The following is an 18164-nucleotide window of genomic DNA, read 5'->3' as shown; positions in this document are numbered from 1 at the left end:
GCCTATGAACACGAAAGGCATCGCCCTGGTCGCCACTTTGGCCCTGATGGTGGTCATCGCCCTCCTGGTCTTCGGCACCTTCTTCACCACCCAGATAGAGCTTTGGACCACCCGCAACGACACCACCTCGGTCCAGGCCTTCTACGCCGCCGAGGCCGGGCTCCAGAAGTACAAGGCCGTCCTCTTCCAGCAGTATGTCTGGCGGGAGCAACGGGGCCAGGGGGGAGGAGGGCCTGGCTGTTTCACCCCCCTGGTAACTGGCCTGGACCTGGACCGGAACGGGACCCTAATCCCCTTCACCAACAACCAGTTGGTCCTGGCCGAGGACGAGGCGGTGATGGACGCCTTCGGCAACCCCGTGGGCCGGTATCGGGTGGTCCTTTACAAAGACGCCCAAGACGGCCAGCTTTTCACCCTGGTCTCCCAGGGCACCTCCTCCGGCGCCAAGGCCACGGTCCAGGCCACCTTCCGCATCAGCAACACGGGCTACCTGGAGCAGGCCATCTTCGCAGGAACGGGCCAGGCCAATAAGTGGCTGAACGGGGGGGCCACCATCCGGGGCGGAATCTACGTGGTGGGAAGCCCAAGTGATCCCGACCAAACGGTCATAAAGGCCAACGGAAACTTTGCCCTCTACAACTGGTATAACCTGAACGACAACGACTACTCCGGGATCGCCAGCCGGGTGGAATCCGGCTACCGGGAGGTCCGAGACCTCTGCGCGAGCCTCCGGGTGCAGTACGGCAAGATCTCCGTTGGGGGGAGCACCGAGATCGGCGAGCCCACCAACAAGGTGAAAGGGGTGTTCGTGGGCCGGGGCGCCCAGGACATTACCGGGGATGTATGCCAGGACCAGGACAAGAAAGGGGTCTGCACCGAGGCCATGGGGGGCTTTGACCTCTCCAATCCCCCGCCTTTCCCCACCCTGGATGCCAAGCTGGACTCCGACGCCTGCTCCGCTTACCCCACCTGGCGGAACTGCCTCCAGAACAGGGCCGCCCTCAGGATTCAGCGCCTAGAGAACCGGGTGTCCATCGCCACCCCCCTGGGTGTGAACCTGGATTCCTGCCTCCAGGCCCTGCAGTCCGGCACCCTGACCCTAGATAACAAAGACGTGAACTGCACTTTCATCCGCCCGGACGGAAGCCGGGGAGGGTTCAAGTACACCTATGAGGACGGGAAGGGGCTTTTGCAGGTATTCGGTGACGTGGTCCTGGAGGGGCTTAACCTGGTCCTGAACCAGCCCACGGACTACCAGGCCAGCTCGGGGAGCGCCAAGAGCGCTACTTTCGCCGTGCTGGCGAAGGATGGGGCGGGCGGCAACCTGGACATCAACGGCAGCCTCCTCCCCGACGCCAGCTTTGGCTCCTTCCCCGGCCACGCCTTGGGCCTTGTGGTGGAGAAGAACCTCTACCAGCGGGGCCAGTACGTGATGGCCCCCCTCTATGCGGGCGGGACCTTCCGGGTGGTGCAGGACAAGGTGCTTTTCGGTTCTGTCATCGCCAACGAGTTTTGCACCACCAGCGCTGGCGGCCAAAACACCGGTAATCAAGGCGGAAATAAAAATAATAAGAACCCCCCCTTTCGGATATTCAATGCATACCCCCTTGACAAGCCAAAGGAAAAGGGGGCGCTTGGTGAGCTGTGGAAGAACACCAGACGCCCCCTTCCATCCTACCCCTGCCCCTGGAGGAACTGGTCCCCCTGCTCCAGGCATGGCTCCAAGCCCGCTTGCCAGAAGGGGAGAGAAAACCCGGCAGGCCCAGGACCTTCTCCGACCTCAGCCTCTTTCTCTTCCACCTGGTCCGCGCCCTCCTGGGCTTCTCCAGCGAACGCATGCGCCGGGAACTGGCCCGCAACCCTAGGCTCCGCAAGCGCCTCGGTCTAGAGCGCGTTCCCTCCTCTGCCACCCTCAGCGAGCGGAGCCGGAAGCTACCCTGGCCCCTCCTGCGGGGAGGGAAGCGGGTGGGCCGGGGGAGGCGGGTGCTGGCCATGGACGCCACCCTTCTCCCCGCCCAGAGGTCGGATGGGGAGGCGGCTTGGGGCGTGGGCTCGGATGGGGGCTGGGTTTATGGGTACAAGCTCCACCTCCTCGTGGACCTGGACACGGGGGAGGTGCTGGCCCTACGGGTGACCCCGGCCTCATGGCACGACTCCCCGGTGGGGCGGGGGATGCTCTGGGGGGTGGAGAGGTTTCCTGGGGAGAAGCCCCCCGTGGTGGTGGCGGACGCGGCCTACGAGGGGGAAGCCAACTTTCGGTTGGCGAGGAGGCGAGGGATGCTTCTGGTGACGGGGCATAACCGGAGACGGGGAAGGCCAAAGGGGAGGGGGCGGCTTTTGAACCTGCGGCGGCGGGGGAGAGGTGCGTACCGGAGGCTTTTGGGGCGGCGGTGGGAGCTGGAGACGGTTTTTGGTCTGCTGAAGGGGCCGATGGGGCTGGTGGGGGCGGTGGGGAGGGTACGGGGGCTGAAGGCGGTGGCCCTGCAAGTGGAAGCTTGGGTGATGGCCTGGAGCGTGGTGGCCCAGCTTCTTGGGCAGGCGGGTCTGCCCATCACCCGGGTGTTGCGGGTGGTGGCGTGAGGTGAGTACGCAGGTGAATATCCGAAAAGGGGGTAATAAGAACGAGGAGAAGGAAGACCAATGCAACGCCGGCCAGAAGGCCGAGGTGGTCTATATCCGCATCCCCAAGGAAAACCGCCCGGCCTTGCTGCCGGACCTTAAGGAGGGTAAGCCCGTCTTCCAGGTGCTCTCCTATGAGCGCCGCTAGCTTTCACGCCCTTTTCACACCCCTCCCCCATCCTGAGGGTGGCCCCTGGGGGGCTTGACGAAAAGGTACCGGCGCTCCAGACTAAGGGGAGAAAGGGGGTGAGAGGAGGAGAAGGACGAGAAACCGGTGGTTAGAGGCGGTTTTCGGCAACAGGCACTCATGGCCGCGCAATACCATAAGAGCGCGGGAAACCTTAAGGAGGTAAGAAACCTATGCGTAACGCAAAAGGCTTTACCCTGATTGAGCTTTTGATCGTCATCGCCATCATTGCCATCCTGGCCGCGGTCCTGATCCCCAACCTGCTCAATGCTCGTAAGCGGGCAAACGATACCGCTGCTGTAGCCTATACACGCAATGTCGCCACGGAGATTGAAGCAACTCGTAACCCCACCACGGGTGAAGTTACTGCCACAGCCTGCCCCACCACCATTAATAAACCTGCCATTGTTACAAACTGCACTGTAACGAGGATCAACAATAACACCGATTTCCAACTGGAAGTAACGTACTCTAACGGTTCCGGCACTAAGGTTACCTACGATAGCTCCACGGGTCAAATTCAAGTGCAATAGCGTACAAAACAGCGGTAGCGGCAACAGCAACTCACCACAACAACGACCACGGCCTAGGGCTATCATCCTAAGGGCCAGGAGCTAAACCCAGCCGGTTTAGCTCCTGGCGTTTTACCCATCGGACTACCCGATGGAACCCCCTACTCCAAGTTTCAAGGTCCACAGGGTATCATAAGAAATCCCCCTAGTCCTCTCCCGTAGAATGGGGCCATGGACCTCGCCAAACACCAACGCCGCCCCCGGCTGCAACTCAAGCTGCAGCATCACCCGGATAACCTTCACGCCCTGTACCGGGAAAGCCAAGACCCCATAGAACGCTCCCGCTGGCACGCCCTCTGGCTCCTCGCCACCGGCCACCCCATCCCAAAAGTCGCCCAAACCCTGGGCTACTCCACCCGCTGGGTCCGGGACACCCTCCACCGCTACAACCAAGGCAAGCCCATGGCCGACCTCCGCCACCAAAACCCAGGCCAGCCCCCCTTGCTCCCCCCAGAACTCCAGGAGGCCTTCCGCCAGGCCCTCCTGCAACCCCATCCCCGGGACGGAATTTGGACCATAAGGAACGCCGCCGAGTGGCTCTCGGAGAGGCTGGGCCGCCCCGTGGACCCAAGGCGGGCCTGGAGTTGGATGAAGCGCCTGGGCTTTGCCCCCCTCCGCCCCCGTCCCCGGCACCGGGAGCGGGACCTGGCCGAGGGGGAGGCCTTCAAAAAAACCTCTTCTTCACGGTCTTTCTCCTGAAGTACCTCGTTCCCTGGCTGGAGTTGGAGCTCTGGGCCATGGACGAGCACCGCCTGGGGCTGAAGCCGGTGTACCGGCGGGTGTGGGCGCCCCGGGGGAGGACGCCCCTGGCCTGGGTGCGGCCGCGGTACCGGTGGTTGTACGTGTACGGTTTCGTGCGTCCCAGTACGGGGGAGAGCGAGTTTTGGCTTTTGCCCACGGTGAATGCGGCTGTGTTCTCGGAGGTGCTTCGGCAGTTTGCCCGGCTTCGGGGGTCTGGGGGGAGGAAGGGGTTGCTGGTGGTGTTGGACCGGGCGGGATGGCACGTGTCCAGGCGGGTGGAGGTACCGGAGGGGGTAGGTTTGGTCTTTTTGCCCCCCTACTCTCCTGAGCTACAGCCTGTGGAGCGGGTATGGCCCTTGGTGGACGGGGTGGTAGCGAATGGGCGGGTGGATTCGGAGGAGGAGCTTTGGGAGAGGGTGGAGGCCCGCTGTGCTTACTTGCAGACCCAGCCGGAGCTTATTCGGAGCCACACTCTTTTTCACTGGTGGCCGGGGGGATGCTGAGGGAATGGATCGGGAGGATTTCATATCAGGTCGGCCTGTGTCTGTGCTACCTTGAGGGCAATGACCACGGAGGAGCGCCTTTACAAGCTGGAGGGGATTGTGGAGGGGGTCATGGCCACCCTCCCGGGCCAGGTTGCCTCCCTGGAGGGGCGCATGGAACTCTTCCGCCAGGAGGTGAAGGCGGAGATAGGGGGCCTGCGCCAGGAGATGGTGGGCCTGCGCCAGGAAGTGAAGGCGGAGATCAGCCCTGCCTTCAACAAGCTCATGCTTTACTTCACCGCCCTGGCGGCGGCCCTGGCCATCCTCACCTTTCTCCGCTAAGCTTGCGGGGCTCGTCGGACTAGAGCTCCACCCCCTCGTAGATGGCTTCCAGGCTTAGCCTCGTTCCGAGGCAAGGCACCTCTGCCATCCCCTCTCCCTCCCAAAGGCGGTAGAGCCAGCCTTCCCCTTGGCGGAAGTAGCCTTCCACCCGCCTTTCCCGGGAGTCCACCAGGAGGTAGCCTTGGAGGCTTGGCATTTCCCGGTAGCGCCAGAGCTTCTCCCGGCGGTCTATGGCCTCGGTGTGCTCGGAAAGGACTTCCACCACCAGGCAGGGGCGCTCCTTGTAAAGGGGGTGGGGGTCTTCTGCGCACACCACCATGAGGTCGGGGTAGTAAAAGGTGCGGGAGGAGACCTTAAGCTTCATGTCCGAAACGAAGAGCCTGCACCCCTTAGCCTGGGCGTGAGGGCGGAGATGGTAGAAGAGGTTGCCCGCGATGAGGTTATGGGCCTCCGTGGCCCCCGCCATGGCGTAGGGCACGCCCTCCACGAGTTCGTGGCGCACGGGGGACCGCTCTTCCATGGCCAGGTAGGCCTCGGCCTCCAGAAGCTTTAGGGGCCTTGCTGCCTCGCCCATGGGACCATTGTACCCCTAGGCGGTGCGCTCCAGGTCCCCTTCCAAGGGCGCCTCTGCCTCCACGTAGAGGGGGGCGAAGGGGGCTTCCTGGTAGAGGCGCACCCGGCCCAGGCGGGCGGCCTCGAGGAGGGCGGCGAAGGCCACCCCCCGCTCCCCCCAGGAGGCGAAGGGGAGGCCCTGGAAGGCCACCCGCCCCCGCAGGAGCCCCTTAAGCCGCTCCCAGGCCTCGAGGAGGCCAAAGCGCTCCCGGCTCACGGCCAAGACCGCCTTCCTAAAGGGCCTCGCCGCCTCCACCAAGGCCCTAGGGGGAAGGCGTAAGGCCGGCTTGGGCAAGGGAGGCGGGGAAACGGGTACAAGCCGGGAGCGTTTCTTAAGGCGCTCCTCCAAAAAGGCCACCGTTTCCGAAAGATCCAGAAGTACCTGCACCAGGGGGGCTTCCTCCCCTTCCTCCCTTGGGGTCAGGGCCTTTTCCGGGGAGAGCTTGAGAAGCAAGAGCTCTGCCAGGATGGGGAGAAGCTCGCTTCTTTGCCTCAGGTCCTCAGGCACCTGGGCCAGGGCCTGGTCCACCACCAGGAGGAGGGGTACGGCCCTTGGGGATAGGCGCCCCCGCCTGAGGGCCTCCCTCAGCTCCTGGGGCGTGCCGGAAAAGCCGGGAAGCTCGAGGCGGATCACCGGTAAACGGGGCGCTTGCTGGGGAGAAGGAGCCCCACCTTCTCCCGCACCTCCTCCATGGTGGCCTGGGCCACGGCCCGGGCCCGCCTGGCCCCTTCCAAAAGGGCATCCATCACGTAGTCGGGGTCCTTTTTCAGCTCCTCGGCCCGCTCCCGGATGGGGCGGAGGACCTTCATCATCTCCTCAAAGAGGATCCTCTTCACCGTGAGGGTACCGATCCCCGCCTTCCGGTACTCCTCCTTCAAGGCCTCCACCAGCTCCTTGGGGGCGAAGTAGGAGAGGTAGGTGAAGACGATGGTGCGCCCCGGCTCCCCGGGGTCCGAGAGGCGGATCCTTTGGGGATCATCGGGGAGGTGCTGGATTTTCCTCCAGATGCTCTCCTCCGGCTCCAGGAGGCCGATGGTGTTCCCTAAGGACTTGCTCATCTTGGCCTTGCCGTCTATGCCCGGAACCCTCGGGGCCTCGGGATTCAGAAGGGCCTCGGGCTCGGGGAAGGTTTCCCCGAAAAGGGCGTTGAAGCGGCGGGCGATCTCCCGGGTAAGTTCAATGTGCTGCACCTGGTCCTCCCCCACAGGGACGGTATCCGCCTTGTAGATGAGGATGTCCGCCGCCTGCAACACCGGGTACATGAGAAGGCCGCTCCAAACCGCTTCCTGCTTGGCGGCCTTGTCCTTGAACTGGGTCATGCGGGTCAGGTCCCCCAAGGGGGTGATGGTGGTGAAGACCCAGGAAAGCTCCGTGTGCTCGGGCACATGGGACTGCACGAAGAGGGTCACCTTCTCGGGGTCAAGCCCTGCGGCCATGTTCACCAAAGCCGCCTCAAAGGTGCGCTGGGCCAGGGTCTCGGGCTCGTAGGCCAGGGGGTTGGTGAGGGCGTGGTAGTCCACAATGCAAAAAAAAGCTTCCCGCCCCAGCTTTTCCCCCAGCTCCACCCACTGCTTGATGGCCCCCAGGTAGTTGCCGATGTGGATCTCCCCCGAGGGCTGGATGCCGGAAAGAACCCGCGTCATGCCCTTAAGAATAGCAAAAACCCCGCATAAGCGGGGCCTTCTGGTGCCGGGGGCGGGACTTGAACCCGCACGTCCGCGAGGACACACGACCCTGAATCGTGCGCGTCTACCAATTCCGCCACCCCGGCAGACGCAAGGGTCATTGTACGGAAGGGCCCTTTTCCCGTCAAGCCCTACCGCCAAAGGGCGAGGAGGGCCAGGAGCACCGCCAGGGCGCTGAAGTAGAGCATGAGGCGGTTCAGGGCGGTGTTGATGTCCGCCTTTAACTCTTGGCGCAGGGAGGCCATGTCCCCTTTGAGCTCCTGGCGCAAGGAGGCCATCTGCTCCCCCAGTCTCCCCTCCAAAGCCGCCATCTCCGCCTTGAGCTCCTGGCGCAGGGAAGCCATCTGCTCCCCCAGTCTCCCCTCCAAAGCCGCCATCTCCGCCTTGAGCTCCTGGCGCAGGGCCGCCATCTCGCCCTTAAACTCCTGGCGCAGGCCCGCTATGTCGCCTTTCAGCTCTTGGCGGAGGAGGTCCATGCGGTTTTCCAGGGAAGTTATGCGCTCCGGAAGGGTGGCCATCACCCCTTCCACGATGCCTTCCAGCTTGTAAAGCCGCTCCTCGGTGGTCATCTGCCTTCAGGCTAGCATAGCCCTTGACCCTAAGGCAAAGGCAGCGTAGGCTATAGGGTAATGCGGCGGGGCTTCCTGCTAGACCTAGGCCGGGCAGGCCCGGCTTAGGGAAGCCCTGTTGCCTTCCCCCGGGCCTAGAACCCGGGGGATTTTCGTAAATGGGAGGGAGCATGGGAAAAACGCTTTACGAGAAGGTTTGGGAAGCCCACGAGGTGCGAAAGCTGAAAAGCGGGCAAAGCCAGCTTTTCATCGACCTGCACCTCCTGCACGAGGTAACGAGCCCTCAGGCCTTCGGGATGCTTAGGGACCTGGGCCTCAAGGTACGCTACCCCCACCGCACCTTCGCCACCGTGGACCACATCGTCCCCACCCACGACCGTACGGAGCCCTTCCAGGATCCTCTGGCCCAGAGCATGCTGGAGGCCCTCCGCCAGAACACCCGGGAGCACGGCATCACCTTCTTCGACCTGGGAAGCGGGAACCAGGGGATCGTGCACGTAATCGGCCCGCAGCTTGGCCTCACCCAGCCCGGGATGACCATCGCCTGCGGGGACTCCCACACCTCCACCCACGGGGCCTTCGGGGCCGTGGCCTTTGGCATCGGCACCAGCCAGGTGCGGGACGTCCTGGCCACCCAGACCCTGGCGGCCCAGAAGCTCAAGGTGCGGCGCATCAACATCGAGGGGAAGCTTGCCCCCGGGGTCTACGCCAAGGACGTGATCCTGCACATCATCCGCCACCTGGGGGTGAAAGGGGGCTTGGGCTACGCCTACGAGTATGGCGGCAGCACGGTGGAGGCCATGGACATGGAAAGCCGCATGACCCTCTGCAACATGTCCATTGAGGGCGGGGCCCGCATCGGCTATGTGAACCCCGACGAGACCACCTTCGCCTACCTCGAGGGCCGCCCCTATAGCCCCAAGGGGGCGGAGTGGGAGGAGGCCAAACGGCGCTGGCGGTCCTTCGCCTCCGATCCCGACGCCCATTATGACGACGTGGTCACCTTCCGGGCGGAGGAGATTCCCCCCACGGTCACCTGGGGCATCAACCCCGGCCAGGCAGTGCCCATAGATGGGCGGATCCCCCTTTTAGAAGAACTCTCCCCCGAGGAGCGCCCCGTGGCCGAGGAAGCCCTGGCCTACATGGGCCTCAAGCCGGGCCAGCCCATCAAGGGCGTCCCCATCCAGGTGGCCTTCATCGGAAGCTGCACCAACGCCAGGCTTTCCGACCTGCGCGAGGTGGCCCGCTACCTCAAGGGCCACAAGGTGAAGAAGGGGGTGCGGGCCCTGGTGGTGCCGGGCTCGGAGTGGGTGGCCAGGAAAGCGGAAGAAGAGGGCATCGCTGAGATTTTCCGGGAGGCGGGGTTTGAGTGGCGGAACCCGGGGTGCTCCATGTGCCTGGCCATGAACCCCGACCGCCTGCAGGGAGACGAGCTGGCCGCCAGCTCCTCCAACCGCAACTACAAGGGCAGGATGGGAAGCCCCAGGGGACGCACGGTGCTCATGAGCCCCCTCATGGTGGCGGCGGCGGCGGTGGCGGGCGAGATCGCCGACGCCCGGGAAGTGTTTGGGATCGGGAGGTAAGCCATGCTGGAAAAGTTCACCACCATCCGCGGTAGGGCGGTGCCCTTAAGGGGCGAGGACATCGACACGGACCGCATCATCCCCGCCCGCTTCATGAAGGTGCTCACCTTTGAGGGCCTGGGGAAATACCTCTTCTACGACGAGCGGTTTGACGAGAAGGGCGAGCCCAAGCCCCATCCCTTGAACGACCCCAGGTACCAAGGGGCCAGCATCCTCCTGGTGGAGGCGGGCTTTGGCTCCGGTAGCAGCCGGGAACACGCCCCCCAGGCCATCAAGCGGGCGGGGTTTAGGGCCATCATCGGGGAGAGCTTCGCCGAGATCTTCTTCGGGAACGCCACCGCCATTGGCCTTCCCTGCGTGACCCTGGCCCCCGAGGACCTGGCGGTGCTCTTCCAGGCAGTGGAGGAGGACCCGGCCCTCGAGGTGGAGGTGGACCTGGTGAACAAGGAGGTGCGCTTCGGTGGCCGCACCGCCCCCCTCTTCATCCCCGAGGAGGCCCGGGAAGCCCTGGTGGAAGGGCTTTGGGATCCCATCGGGGAGCTACTGCAGGCGGGAGAGCTTCTGGACGAGTTCGACCGTCGCCTTCCCTACCCCAGGAGGTCGGAATGAGGATTGCGGTCCTGCCGGGGGACGGGATCGGCCCCGAGGTGACCGAGGCTGCCTTGAAGGTCCTCAAGGCCCTGGACGAGGCCCACGGGCTAGGCCTCAGCTACGAGGTCTATCCCTTTGGCGGGGAGGCCATCGACCGGTACGGGGAACCCTTCCCCGAGGTGACCCAAAAAGGGGTGGAGGCCGCCCAGGCGGTGCTCCTGGGAAGCGTGGGAGGGCCCAAGTGGGATAACCTTCCCCGCAAGATCCGCCCGGAAACCGGGCTTCTCGCCTTAAGGAAAAGCCAGGGCCTCTTCGCCAACCTGCGCCCCGCCAAGGTCTTCCCTGGCCTGGAACGGCTTTCCCCCCTCAAGGAGGAGATCGCCCGGGGGGTAGATGTCCTCATCGTGCGGGAACTCACCGGGGGCATCTACTTCGGCGAGCCCAGGGGGATGTCCGAGGCGGAGGCCTGGAACACGGAGCGCTACAGCAAGCCCGAGGTGGAGCGGGTGGCCCAGGTGGCCTTTGAGGCGGCCAGGAAGCGCAGGAAGCACGTGGTGAGCGTGGACAAGGCCAACGTGCTGGAGGTGGGGGAGTTCTGGCGCAAGACGGTGGAGGAGGTGCACCAGAACTTCCCCGACGTTTCCCTGGAGCACCAGTATGTGGACGCCATGGCCATGCACCTGGTGAAAAACCCCGCCCGCTTCGACGTGGTGGTGACGGGAAACATCTTCGGGGACATCCTTTCCGACCTGGCCTCGGTGCTTCCCGGCTCCTTGGGGCTACTCCCCTCCGCCTCCCTGGGCCGGGGTACCCCGGTCTTCGAACCCGTGCACGGCTCCGCCCCCGACATCGCCGGCAAGGGCATCGCCAACCCCACCGCCGCCATCCTCTCCGCCGCCATGATGCTGGAGCATGCCTTCGGCCTGGTGGAATTGGCAAGAAGGGTGGAGGATGCCGTGGCCAAGGCCCTCCTCGAGGCGCCCCCACCCGACCTGGGGGGCCAGGCGGGGACGGAAGCCTTCACCCAGGAGGTGCTAAGGCGGCTACAATAGGGAAAATGCTCCGCTACCGCTTCACCGCCGAGGAGTTCCACCGCATGGCCGAGGCAGGCATCCTCCCCGAGGACGCCCGGGTGGAGCTCGTGGAGGGGGAGATCGTAACCATGAGCCCGGTAGGCAAACGCCACATGGCAGCCGTCAAGCGCCTTATGGACCTTCTGTTTCCCTTGCAACAGGCAAGGAAAGCCCTTTTGCAGGTCCAGGACCCGCTTAGGCTTTCCCCGGAAAGCGAACCCCAGCCCGACCTCACACTCCTCTCCTACCGGGAAAATTTCTACCGGGACAAGGTGCCGGAAGCCGAGGATGCCCTGCTGGTGATAGAGGTGGCGGACACCTCCCTGGACTACGACCTCACCGTGAAACTCCCCCTCTACGCCAAGGCGGGGATCCCCGAGGTCTGGGTGGTGGACCTGGAAGGCGGGCAGGTTCTGGTCCATAGGGAGCCCAAGGGGGAAGGATACCGGGAGGTTAGGACCCTGGGGCCTGGGGACACCCTAGCCTTCATGGGGGTGGAGATCCCCGTGGAGGTTCTCCTATGAGAAGGACCTTGATCCTCACCGGGGCGAGCCGCGGGATCGGCCGGGCCCTGGCCCTCGAGCTGGCCCAAGCGGGTTACGACCTGGTGTTAAACGCTCGCTCGGAGGGGCCCTTAAAGGAGGTGGCCGAGGAGGCGCGGGCTCTGGGAGCCAGGGCGGAGGTGGTGGCGGGAAGCGCCGGCCAGGCCCAGGTGGCCGAGGCGCTGGTGCAGAAGGCCGAGGGCCTAGGGGGGTTTTACGGCTACATCCATAACGCCGGGGTCCTCCACCCGGGGCCCTTCCTCTACGAGATCGCCGAGGGGCTCTTCCTGGAGGTCCTCGAGGCCAACCTCATCGCTGGCTACCAACTCGCCCGCTTCGCCTATCCCCTCCTCCGGAAAAAGGGGGAAGGGGTGGTGGTCTATGTGGGCTCCGGGGCGGCTGAATCCAACCTTCCCGGCATCGGGGCCTATGCGGTGGCCAAGGCCGCGGAAGAGCACCTGGCCAGACAGCTGGCCGCGGAGGTACCCGAGGTCCCCTGCTTCATCTACCGGCCCGGGGTGGTGGAAACCGAGATGCAACGCCAGGCCCGCGAGGCCCAGGGGAGCGCCGCCCCCGTGCTGCACCAGGTTTTCCGCGGGTACAAGGTGGAAGGCCGCCTCCTAAGCCCTAAGGAGGCAGCCAAAGCCCTGGTGCGCCTCCTGCCGAGGGCGCGCCAGTTTCATGGAAAGATCGCATCCTGGAGGGACGTATGAGATCCGACCGCATCAAAAAGGGACTGCAGCAGGCCCCCGCCCGCTCCATGCTCCGGGCGGTGGGCGTGGGGGACGAGGACCTCGCCAGGCCCTTCGTGGGAGTGGTGAACACCTTCACCGACGGCATGCCCTGCAACTACCACCTCCGCCAACTGGCCCTGGACGTGAAGGCCGGGCTTAGGGAGGCCGGGGTCTTCCCCTTTGAGTTCGGGGCCCCTGCCATCTCCGATGGCATCAGCATGGGCACCCCCGGGATGCGGGCGAGCCTCGTAAGCCGGGAGGTGATCGCCGACAGCGTGGAGCTTATCGCCCAGGGCTACCTCTACGACGGGATGGTGGTCCTCTCCGCCTGCGACAAGACCATCCCGGGCGGGGCCATGGGGGTGATCCGGAGTGGGGTTCCAGGCATGGTTCTTTACGGGGGTACCATCGCCCCCGGGGAGTGGCAGGGGAGGAAGCTCACCATCGTTTCCGTGTTCGAGGCCGTGGGACAGAGGGCTGCCGGAAGGATCACCGACGAGGAGCTTGCCGCCATCGAACGGCACGCCATCCCCGGCCCCGGGGCCTGCGGCGGCCAGTACACGGCCAACACCATGGCCATGGCCCTCGAGGCCCTCGGCCTCTCCCCCATCGGCTACAACGCCATCCCCGCCGTGCACCCGGAAAAGCCCAAGGCCACCCGGGAGGCGGGCCGTATCCTGGCCCGGGCCATAGAGCGAAACTGGAAACCCCAGGACTTCCTCACCCGCAGAAGCTTCCTCAACGCCATCGCCGCCGTGGCCGCCACCGGGGGGAGCACCAACGCCGTGTTGCACCTCCTGGCCATCGCCCGGGAGGTGGGGGTGGAGCTTTCCCTGGACGATTTTGACCAGGTGTCCCGGAAAACCCCGGTGATCGCCGACCTCCTTCCCTGGGGCACCTACACCGCCTGGGAGCTTTATGAGGCCGGGGGCACCGCCTTGGTCTTCAAAAAACTCCTGGAGGCGGGGCTTCTTTACGGGGACGAGAAAACCCTCACCGGCAACACCCTGGCCGAGGAGGTGGAACGGGCCTACCGGGAAGCGGAGGGGCAGAAGGTGGTCTTCCCCGTGGAACAGGCTCTGAAACCGCAAGGGGGCCTGGTGGTCCTCAAGGGCAACCTGGCCCCAAGGGGAGCGGTTCTGAAGCTGGCCGGCACCGAGCGCACCTACTTCGAGGGCCCGGCCCGGGTCTTCGACTCCGAGGAAGCCGCCATGGAAAAGGTCCTGGCCAAGGAGATCCGCCCCGGGGACGTGGTGGTGATCCGCTACGTGGGCCCCAAGGGTGCTCCCGGGATGCCCGAGATGCTTTCCGTCACCAGCGCCATCGTGGGGGAAGGCCTGGGCCCCGAGGTGGCCCTCCTCACCGACGGCCGCTTCTCCGGGGGCACCCGCGGCCTCATGATCGGCCACATCGCCCCCGAGGCCTTCGTGGGAGGGCCCATCGCCCTTCTGGAGAACGGGGACCGGGTGCGGATCGATGTGGAAAAGCGCCTTTTGGAGGTCCTCCTACCCGAGGAGGAGCTGAGGAGGCGGCAGGAGCGCTGGCAACCCAAGCCCCCCGCCTTCCGCCACGGCCTCTTCGCCCGCTATGCCGCCTTGGTGGAGCAGGCAGACCAGGGAGCGGTACTGAAGGACCCCGAGGCCTAGGGTTTCTCCGGCCGCTTGACCGCATCGGGGGTGAGGTTCAAGCCTCGCCCCTTGCGTATCTCCTCTGGGGTGAAGGGATCCCCCTTGGCCTGCAGAAGGACCTTCAGGTGGTTCAATAGGGCGGCAAGCTCCTCGTCCTTGAGCTGGGCAAAGCCGGGCATGAGCCCGGCCTCTCCCTTCTTGCCGTAGAGGACCACCAGGACCAGGTACCGCCGGCCTTCCGGGGTGGCGAAGAAGGGACCCACCCCCTGGAGGCCGGGGTATTGCCGCTCCCCCTGGGCCTTCTCCCCGTGGCAGACGGCGCAGGTTTTGCCCCAAAGCCCCCCCACCCCCTGGCCCAGGACCGAGCCCAGACCCAGGAGGAAGAGGAAGGGCCAAAGTTGCTTCATGAAACCAGTATAGGGGTCCTCTGGGCTCCTCGGCCTTTAGCGGGCCTTTACCTCGGTCCAAACCCGATCATAAAGGGCGATCTCCGGGCCCAGGTCCTTGAGGTACTCAAGCTTGGCCCGCACCTCTTCCGGGGGAAAAACCGTGGGATCCTGGCGCATCTCCTCGGGAAGAAGGGGAAGGGCCTTGGCCACGGGGGTGGCGTAGTGGGTGTACTCCGCCAAGGCGGCGGCGTTTTCTGGTTCCAGCAAAAAGTCGATGAAGCGGTAGGCCAGGTCCTGGGCCGGGCCCCGCTTGAGGACCACCATGGCATCGGTCCAAAGCGTTCCCCCCTCCTTGGCCAGGGCGTAGCGGAGCCGCTCGTCCTCCTGCCTCGCCTGGAGGACGTCCCCGGAGTAGGCGAGGCTGAGGGCGGCGTCCCCCGCCAGGATGCGGTTTAAGGCCTCCACCCCTCCCGCGAAGCCCACGGAGCGCTTCTTGGCAGCGATGAGGAGCTCCTTGGCCTTCTCCAGGGCCTCCGGGTCCTTGGTGTTCACCGAGTAGCCCAGGTACTTGAGGGCGGCCCCGATGGTCTCCCGCATCTCGTCCAGGAGGAGGAAGGGCCCCACCTGACGAGCCGGGTCAAAGAGGACCGCATAGGAGTCCACGGGGCCCTTCACCAGGTCCTGCCGATAGGCCAGGCCCGTAGTGCCCCAGAGGTAGGGAACGGAGTACTGGAGGCCAGGGTCATAGGGAGGATCCAGGAAGAAGGGATCCAGGTTGGCAAGGTTCCCAAGCCTCTCCTTCTCCAGGGGAGCGAGGAGCCCCTCCCGGGCCATCTGCAACACGTAGTAATCCGGGACCACCACCAAGGAGAACTCCCGGTCCGCCCCCGCCTTCAGCTTGGCCAGCATGGCCTCGGGGGACTCAAAGGTGTCCAGGACCACCTTAGCCCCGGTTTCCGCCTCAAACTTTTTAAGGAGGTCCTCCGGGATGTAATCCGCCCAGTTCAGAAAGTACAGGGTCCCTCCAGCCTGGGAAGCCGGCTTCGGCCGCAAAAGGAGGAACCCCACGACCACCAGGGCCAGAACCAAAAGCAGAATTCCCCAACGCTTCATATCCTCCTCCGGCTTAAAGTATACCCCAAGGCCAGAAAGAAGGCGCTAAGGCCGATGATCAGGGTGGAAAGGGCGTGCACCTTGGGGCTTACCCCCAGCTTCACACTGGAATAGATGTAAAGGGGTAGGGTGGTGGCCCCGGGGCCGGCGGTGAAGAAGGTGACCACGAAGTCGTCCAGGGAAAGGGTGAGGGCGAGAAGCGCCCCCGCCGCCACCCCCGGCCAGGCCAGGGGCAGGGTCACGTGCCAGAAGGTCTGCCAGCCCCGGGCCCCCAGGTCGCGGGCGGCCTCCTCCAGGGCTGGGTCCAGGAGAAGCAGGCGGGAGCGCACCACCAGGGTCACGAAGGCCACCTGGAAGGTGATATGTCCCAGGATCACCGTGAGGAGGGAAAGGCGGGGGAAGCCCAAAAGCTCCCGGGCAAAGGCGAAAAGAAGAAGGAGGGAAACCCCCATGACCACATCGGGCACCACCACGGGGATGTAGAGGAGGTAGGAGAGGAAGCCTTTGCCGGGAAAGCGGTAGCGGACAAGGCCCACGGCCAAAAGCGTTCCCAAAACCGTGGCCGCCAGGGTGGAGACGAAGGCCACCAGCAGGGTGTTCAGGAAATACTCCAGCACCCTGGGGTCTTGGAAAAGGGCCTGGTACCAGTCCAGGGTGAAGCCGGTGAAGCGCACCCCCCGGCGGCTTTCGTTGAAGGAGAGGGCCACGATGACCAGGATGGGCAGGTAGAGGAAGAGGTAGACCAAAAGGGCGTGGAGAGCAAGAAGCCTTCTCATATCAGGTCCTTTAGGCCCCTTTCCCCCTGCAAACGGGCGTAGAGGTAAAGGGAAAGGAGCACAAACCCCATTAGGAACACGCTGAGAGCAGCCCCAAAGGCCCAGTCCCGGGTGATGCCGAACTGCTGCTGGATGAGGTTCCCGATCAGAACCACCCGCCCCGCCCCCAGGAGATCCGCCACCACGAAGGTGCCCATGGCGGGGATGAAGACCAAGACGCTCCCCGCAAAAAGCCCAGGGTAGGTCTGGGGCAAGACCGCATGCAAGAAAGCCTTAACGGGCCTGGCCCCCAGGTCGTGGGCCGCTTCCAGTAGCTGCCAGTCCAGGCGCTCCACGCTGGCGTACACCGGCAAAACGAAAAAGGGCAGGAAGGTGTACACCGTGGCCAAGAGCACGGCGAAGAAGGAGGGGTATAGGACCAGGGGCCCCAGGCCGAAGGCCCCAAGAAGGGCGTTCACCAGGCCTTCCCGTTGCAACAGCACCAGCCAGGCGTAGACCCGGATGAGGAAGTTGGTGAGAAAGGGAAGGAGGAGAAGGAAAAGGAGGAGGTCCCGCTGCGGATGGCGGGCGATGTAGAAGGCCAGGGGATAACCCAGCAAAGCCGAGATCACGGTGGCGAGGACCCCCACGAGAAGGCTTTGGGCGAAGGCCTCGAGGTAAACAGGCTGTAACAGCCTAGCGTAGTTGTGGAATCCCCAAGGACCTGTAAGCTCCCCATAGGGCCCCCGGGTGAGGAAGGAGGCCAAGAGCACCAAAAGGGTGGGAATGAGGACGAAGACCAAAAGCCAAAGGCCCCCAGGGCCCACGGTAACCAGGACCCGGAAGGCGCGCTGCCAGGGAGTAGCCGCCTCATTCATGGACCACCACCAGGTTCTCCGGGGGAAGGTAGCAGAAAACCTCCTCCCCGTAGGCGAACTCCTCGGCCCCAGGCTCCTGCAGGTCCTGGTTCAGGGTATAGGCCAGAAGCCGCACCTCCCCCGCCCGCAGATAGTACTGGTTCTCCGCTCCCGTGTAGACGATCTCCTCCACCTTGGCCCGCACCAGGTTTTCCCGGGCGGGAGCCCCGTTGCCCACCGGGTAAAGGCGGATCTTCTCCGGCCGGATCACCAGGTGGGCTTCCTGTGAAAGGGGCTCCTTCAGGCGCAAAACCCCAAGGGGGGTTTCCGCCCCCAGGGGGTGGGGCCTTGCGGGAAGGAAGTTGGAGCGGCCGAGGAAATCCGCCACGAAGCGGTTTTTGGGCCGCTCGTAGACCTCGTCGGGAAGGCCCACCTGCTCAATCCTCCCCGAGCGCATCACCGCAATCCGGTCGGACATGACCAGGGCCTCCTCCTGGTCGTGGGTAACGAAGATGAAGGTGGTGCCAAGCCTCCGCTGAAGCTGCATGAGCTCCACCCTAAGCTCCTGGCGGAGCTTCAGGTCCAAGGCGGAAAGGGGCTCGTCCAATAGGAGCACCTCTGGCTCCAGCACCAGGGCCCGGGCCAAGGCCACCCGCTGCTTCTGCCCGCCGGAAAGCTCCCGGGGGTAGCGTTTCTCCAGGCCTAGAAGATCCACCAGCTCCAGGGCCCAGGCCACCTTTTTGCGAACCTCTCCTGCGGGAAGCCCCTTCATGCGGAGGCCAAAGGCCACGTTTCCCTCCACGGTCATGTGGGGAAAGAGGGCGTAGTTCTGAAAGACGGTGTTCACGGGGCGGGCATAGGGGGGAACCCCGGTCATGTCCTTCCCGGCGATCTCGATCCGCCCCGCATCCGGGGTGTCAAACCCGGCGAGAAGCCTGAGAAGGGTGGTCTTTCCGCACCCCGAAGGCCCCAAAAGGCTGAAGAACTCTCCCCGCTTGACCTCGAGGTCCACGCTATCCAGGGCCACCACCCCGCCAAAACCCTTCCGCACCCCCAAGAGGCGAACCAGCGCTTCCCCGGCCACGGGGC

Annotated in this window: 22 protein-coding genes and 1 tRNA gene; 13 read left to right on the top strand and 10 right to left on the bottom strand. The window is 64.8% G+C overall.

The annotated features are described in order from the left end of the window. Positions 1 to 4 precede the first annotated feature (4 nt). The 7 genes from MI302_RS04590 (at position 5) to MI302_RS04560 (ending at position 4943) form a co-directional block, all read left to right on the top strand. Entirely contained in the window at positions 5 to 1888 is a 1884-nt protein-coding gene (locus MI302_RS04590; protein WP_239726350.1) for a pilus assembly PilX N-terminal domain-containing protein, read from the top strand. Next, positions 1837 to 2580 (top strand): transposase, encoded by a 744-nt coding sequence (locus MI302_RS04585; protein WP_135260897.1) that lies wholly within the window; start codon positions 1837 to 1839, stop codon positions 2578 to 2580. Before MI302_RS04590 ends, MI302_RS04585 begins: the two co-directional genes overlap by 52 nt. Position 2581: 1 nt before the next feature. Next, positions 2582 to 2767, top strand: coding sequence for a hypothetical protein (locus MI302_RS04580; RefSeq protein WP_239726349.1), 186 nt, complete (start codon positions 2582 to 2584; stop codon positions 2765 to 2767). Between the two features lie 212 nt (positions 2768 to 2979). Next, complete coding sequence (locus MI302_RS04575; protein ID WP_126204502.1) at positions 2980 to 3339, top strand: prepilin-type N-terminal cleavage/methylation domain-containing protein; 360 nt, start codon at positions 2980 to 2982, stop codon at positions 3337 to 3339. Positions 3340 to 3549: 210 nt separating this feature from the next. Beyond that, positions 3550 to 4077 carry a winged helix-turn-helix domain-containing protein gene (locus MI302_RS04570; RefSeq protein WP_019551665.1) on the top strand — a complete coding sequence of 176 codons (528 nt, stop codon included), beginning with the start codon at positions 3550 to 3552 and terminating at the stop codon, positions 4075 to 4077. 38 nt (positions 4078 to 4115) lie between these two features. Next, the gene (locus MI302_RS04565; protein WP_008633626.1) at positions 4116 to 4622 is read left to right on the top strand and encodes an IS630 family transposase; all 507 of its coding nucleotides are present in this window, start codon (positions 4116 to 4118) and stop codon (positions 4620 to 4622) included. Between the two features lie 60 nt (positions 4623 to 4682). Then, complete coding sequence (locus MI302_RS04560) at positions 4683 to 4943, top strand: hypothetical protein (RefSeq protein ID WP_239726348.1); 261 nt, start codon at positions 4683 to 4685, stop codon at positions 4941 to 4943. 19 nt (positions 4944 to 4962) lie between these two features. On the opposite strand, the gene MI302_RS04555 is transcribed toward MI302_RS04560, so the two are convergent. From MI302_RS04555 to MI302_RS04535, 5 genes are all read right to left on the bottom strand, one after another. Beyond that, complete coding sequence (locus MI302_RS04555) at positions 4963 to 5517, bottom strand: Uma2 family endonuclease (protein WP_239726347.1); 555 nt, start codon at positions 5515 to 5517, stop codon at positions 4963 to 4965. 15 nt (positions 5518 to 5532) lie between these two features. Then, positions 5533 to 6189 (bottom strand): chromosome segregation protein ScpA, encoded by a 657-nt coding sequence (locus MI302_RS04550; protein WP_239726346.1) that lies wholly within the window; start codon positions 6187 to 6189, stop codon positions 5533 to 5535. Continuing rightward, entirely contained in the window at positions 6186 to 7199 is a 1014-nt protein-coding gene (gene trpS, locus MI302_RS04545; protein WP_239726345.1) for a tryptophan--tRNA ligase, read from the bottom strand. The genes MI302_RS04550 and trpS overlap by 4 nt, the downstream gene beginning before the upstream one ends. A gap of 41 nt (positions 7200 to 7240) precedes the next feature. Further along, positions 7241 to 7327: transfer RNA gene (locus MI302_RS04540), tRNA-Leu, on the bottom strand. 45 nt (positions 7328 to 7372) lie between these two features. After that, positions 7373 to 7810 carry an apolipoprotein A1/A4/E family protein gene (locus tag MI302_RS04535; RefSeq protein ID WP_239726344.1) on the bottom strand — a complete coding sequence of 146 codons (438 nt, stop codon included), beginning with the start codon at positions 7808 to 7810 and terminating at the stop codon, positions 7373 to 7375. Between the two features lie 170 nt (positions 7811 to 7980). Here MI302_RS04535 and leuC point away from each other — a divergent pair, with 170 nt between their 5' ends. From leuC to ilvD, 6 genes are read left to right on the top strand one after another with little or no spacing between them, the layout of a single operon-like run. Further along, entirely contained in the window at positions 7981 to 9393 is a 1413-nt protein-coding gene (leuC, locus tag MI302_RS04530; RefSeq protein ID WP_239726343.1) for a 3-isopropylmalate dehydratase large subunit, read from the top strand. Positions 9394 to 9396: 3 nt separating this feature from the next. Further along, positions 9397 to 10002, top strand: coding sequence for a 3-isopropylmalate dehydratase small subunit (gene leuD / locus MI302_RS04525; protein ID WP_239726342.1), 606 nt, complete (start codon positions 9397 to 9399; stop codon positions 10000 to 10002). Then, a complete protein-coding gene (gene leuB / locus MI302_RS04520) occupies positions 9999 to 11036 on the top strand; it encodes a 3-isopropylmalate dehydrogenase (protein WP_239726341.1) in 1038 nt (345 codons plus the stop codon). The genes leuD and leuB overlap by 4 nt, the downstream gene beginning before the upstream one ends. Before the next feature lie 5 nt (positions 11037 to 11041). Further along, positions 11042 to 11581 (top strand): Uma2 family endonuclease, encoded by a 540-nt coding sequence (locus tag MI302_RS04515; protein WP_239726340.1) that lies wholly within the window; start codon positions 11042 to 11044, stop codon positions 11579 to 11581. Beyond that, positions 11578 to 12312 (top strand): SDR family NAD(P)-dependent oxidoreductase, encoded by a 735-nt coding sequence (locus MI302_RS04510; protein WP_239726339.1) that lies wholly within the window; start codon positions 11578 to 11580, stop codon positions 12310 to 12312. Before MI302_RS04515 ends, MI302_RS04510 begins: the two co-directional genes overlap by 4 nt. After that, complete coding sequence (gene ilvD / locus MI302_RS04505) at positions 12309 to 13979, top strand: dihydroxy-acid dehydratase (RefSeq protein ID WP_239726338.1); 1671 nt, start codon at positions 12309 to 12311, stop codon at positions 13977 to 13979. Before MI302_RS04510 ends, ilvD begins: the two co-directional genes overlap by 4 nt. On the opposite strand, the gene MI302_RS04500 is transcribed toward ilvD, so the two are convergent. From MI302_RS04500 to MI302_RS04480, 5 genes are read right to left on the bottom strand one after another with little or no spacing between them, the layout of a single operon-like run. Beyond that, entirely contained in the window at positions 13976 to 14368 is a 393-nt protein-coding gene (locus MI302_RS04500) for a cytochrome c (protein ID WP_126206691.1), read from the bottom strand. The two genes, ilvD and MI302_RS04500, sit on opposite strands and share 4 nt — an antisense overlap. A gap of 36 nt (positions 14369 to 14404) precedes the next feature. After that, entirely contained in the window at positions 14405 to 15463 is a 1059-nt protein-coding gene (locus MI302_RS04495; RefSeq protein WP_239726337.1) for a spermidine/putrescine ABC transporter substrate-binding protein, read from the bottom strand. Next, positions 15460 to 16239 (bottom strand): ABC transporter permease, encoded by a 780-nt coding sequence (locus MI302_RS04490; protein ID WP_239726336.1) that lies wholly within the window; start codon positions 16237 to 16239, stop codon positions 15460 to 15462. Before MI302_RS04490 ends, MI302_RS04495 begins: the two co-directional genes overlap by 4 nt. Next, a complete protein-coding gene (locus MI302_RS04485) occupies positions 16236 to 17096 on the bottom strand; it encodes an ABC transporter permease (RefSeq protein WP_239726335.1) in 861 nt (286 codons plus the stop codon). The genes MI302_RS04490 and MI302_RS04485 overlap by 4 nt, the downstream gene beginning before the upstream one ends. Then, positions 17089 to 18159, bottom strand: a complete 1071-nt coding sequence (locus tag MI302_RS04480; RefSeq protein WP_239726334.1) for an ABC transporter ATP-binding protein — start codon at positions 18157 to 18159, stop codon at positions 17089 to 17091. Before MI302_RS04480 ends, MI302_RS04485 begins: the two co-directional genes overlap by 8 nt. Positions 18160 to 18164 lie beyond the last annotated feature (5 nt).

This window comes from Thermus sp. NEB1569, assembly GCF_022385295.1.
Classification (GTDB): domain Bacteria; phylum Deinococcota; class Deinococci; order Deinococcales; family Thermaceae; genus Thermus; species Thermus scotoductus.
The sequence above is the reverse complement of the archived record's forward strand: the minus strand, read 5'-3'. Positions and strand labels throughout refer to the sequence as shown.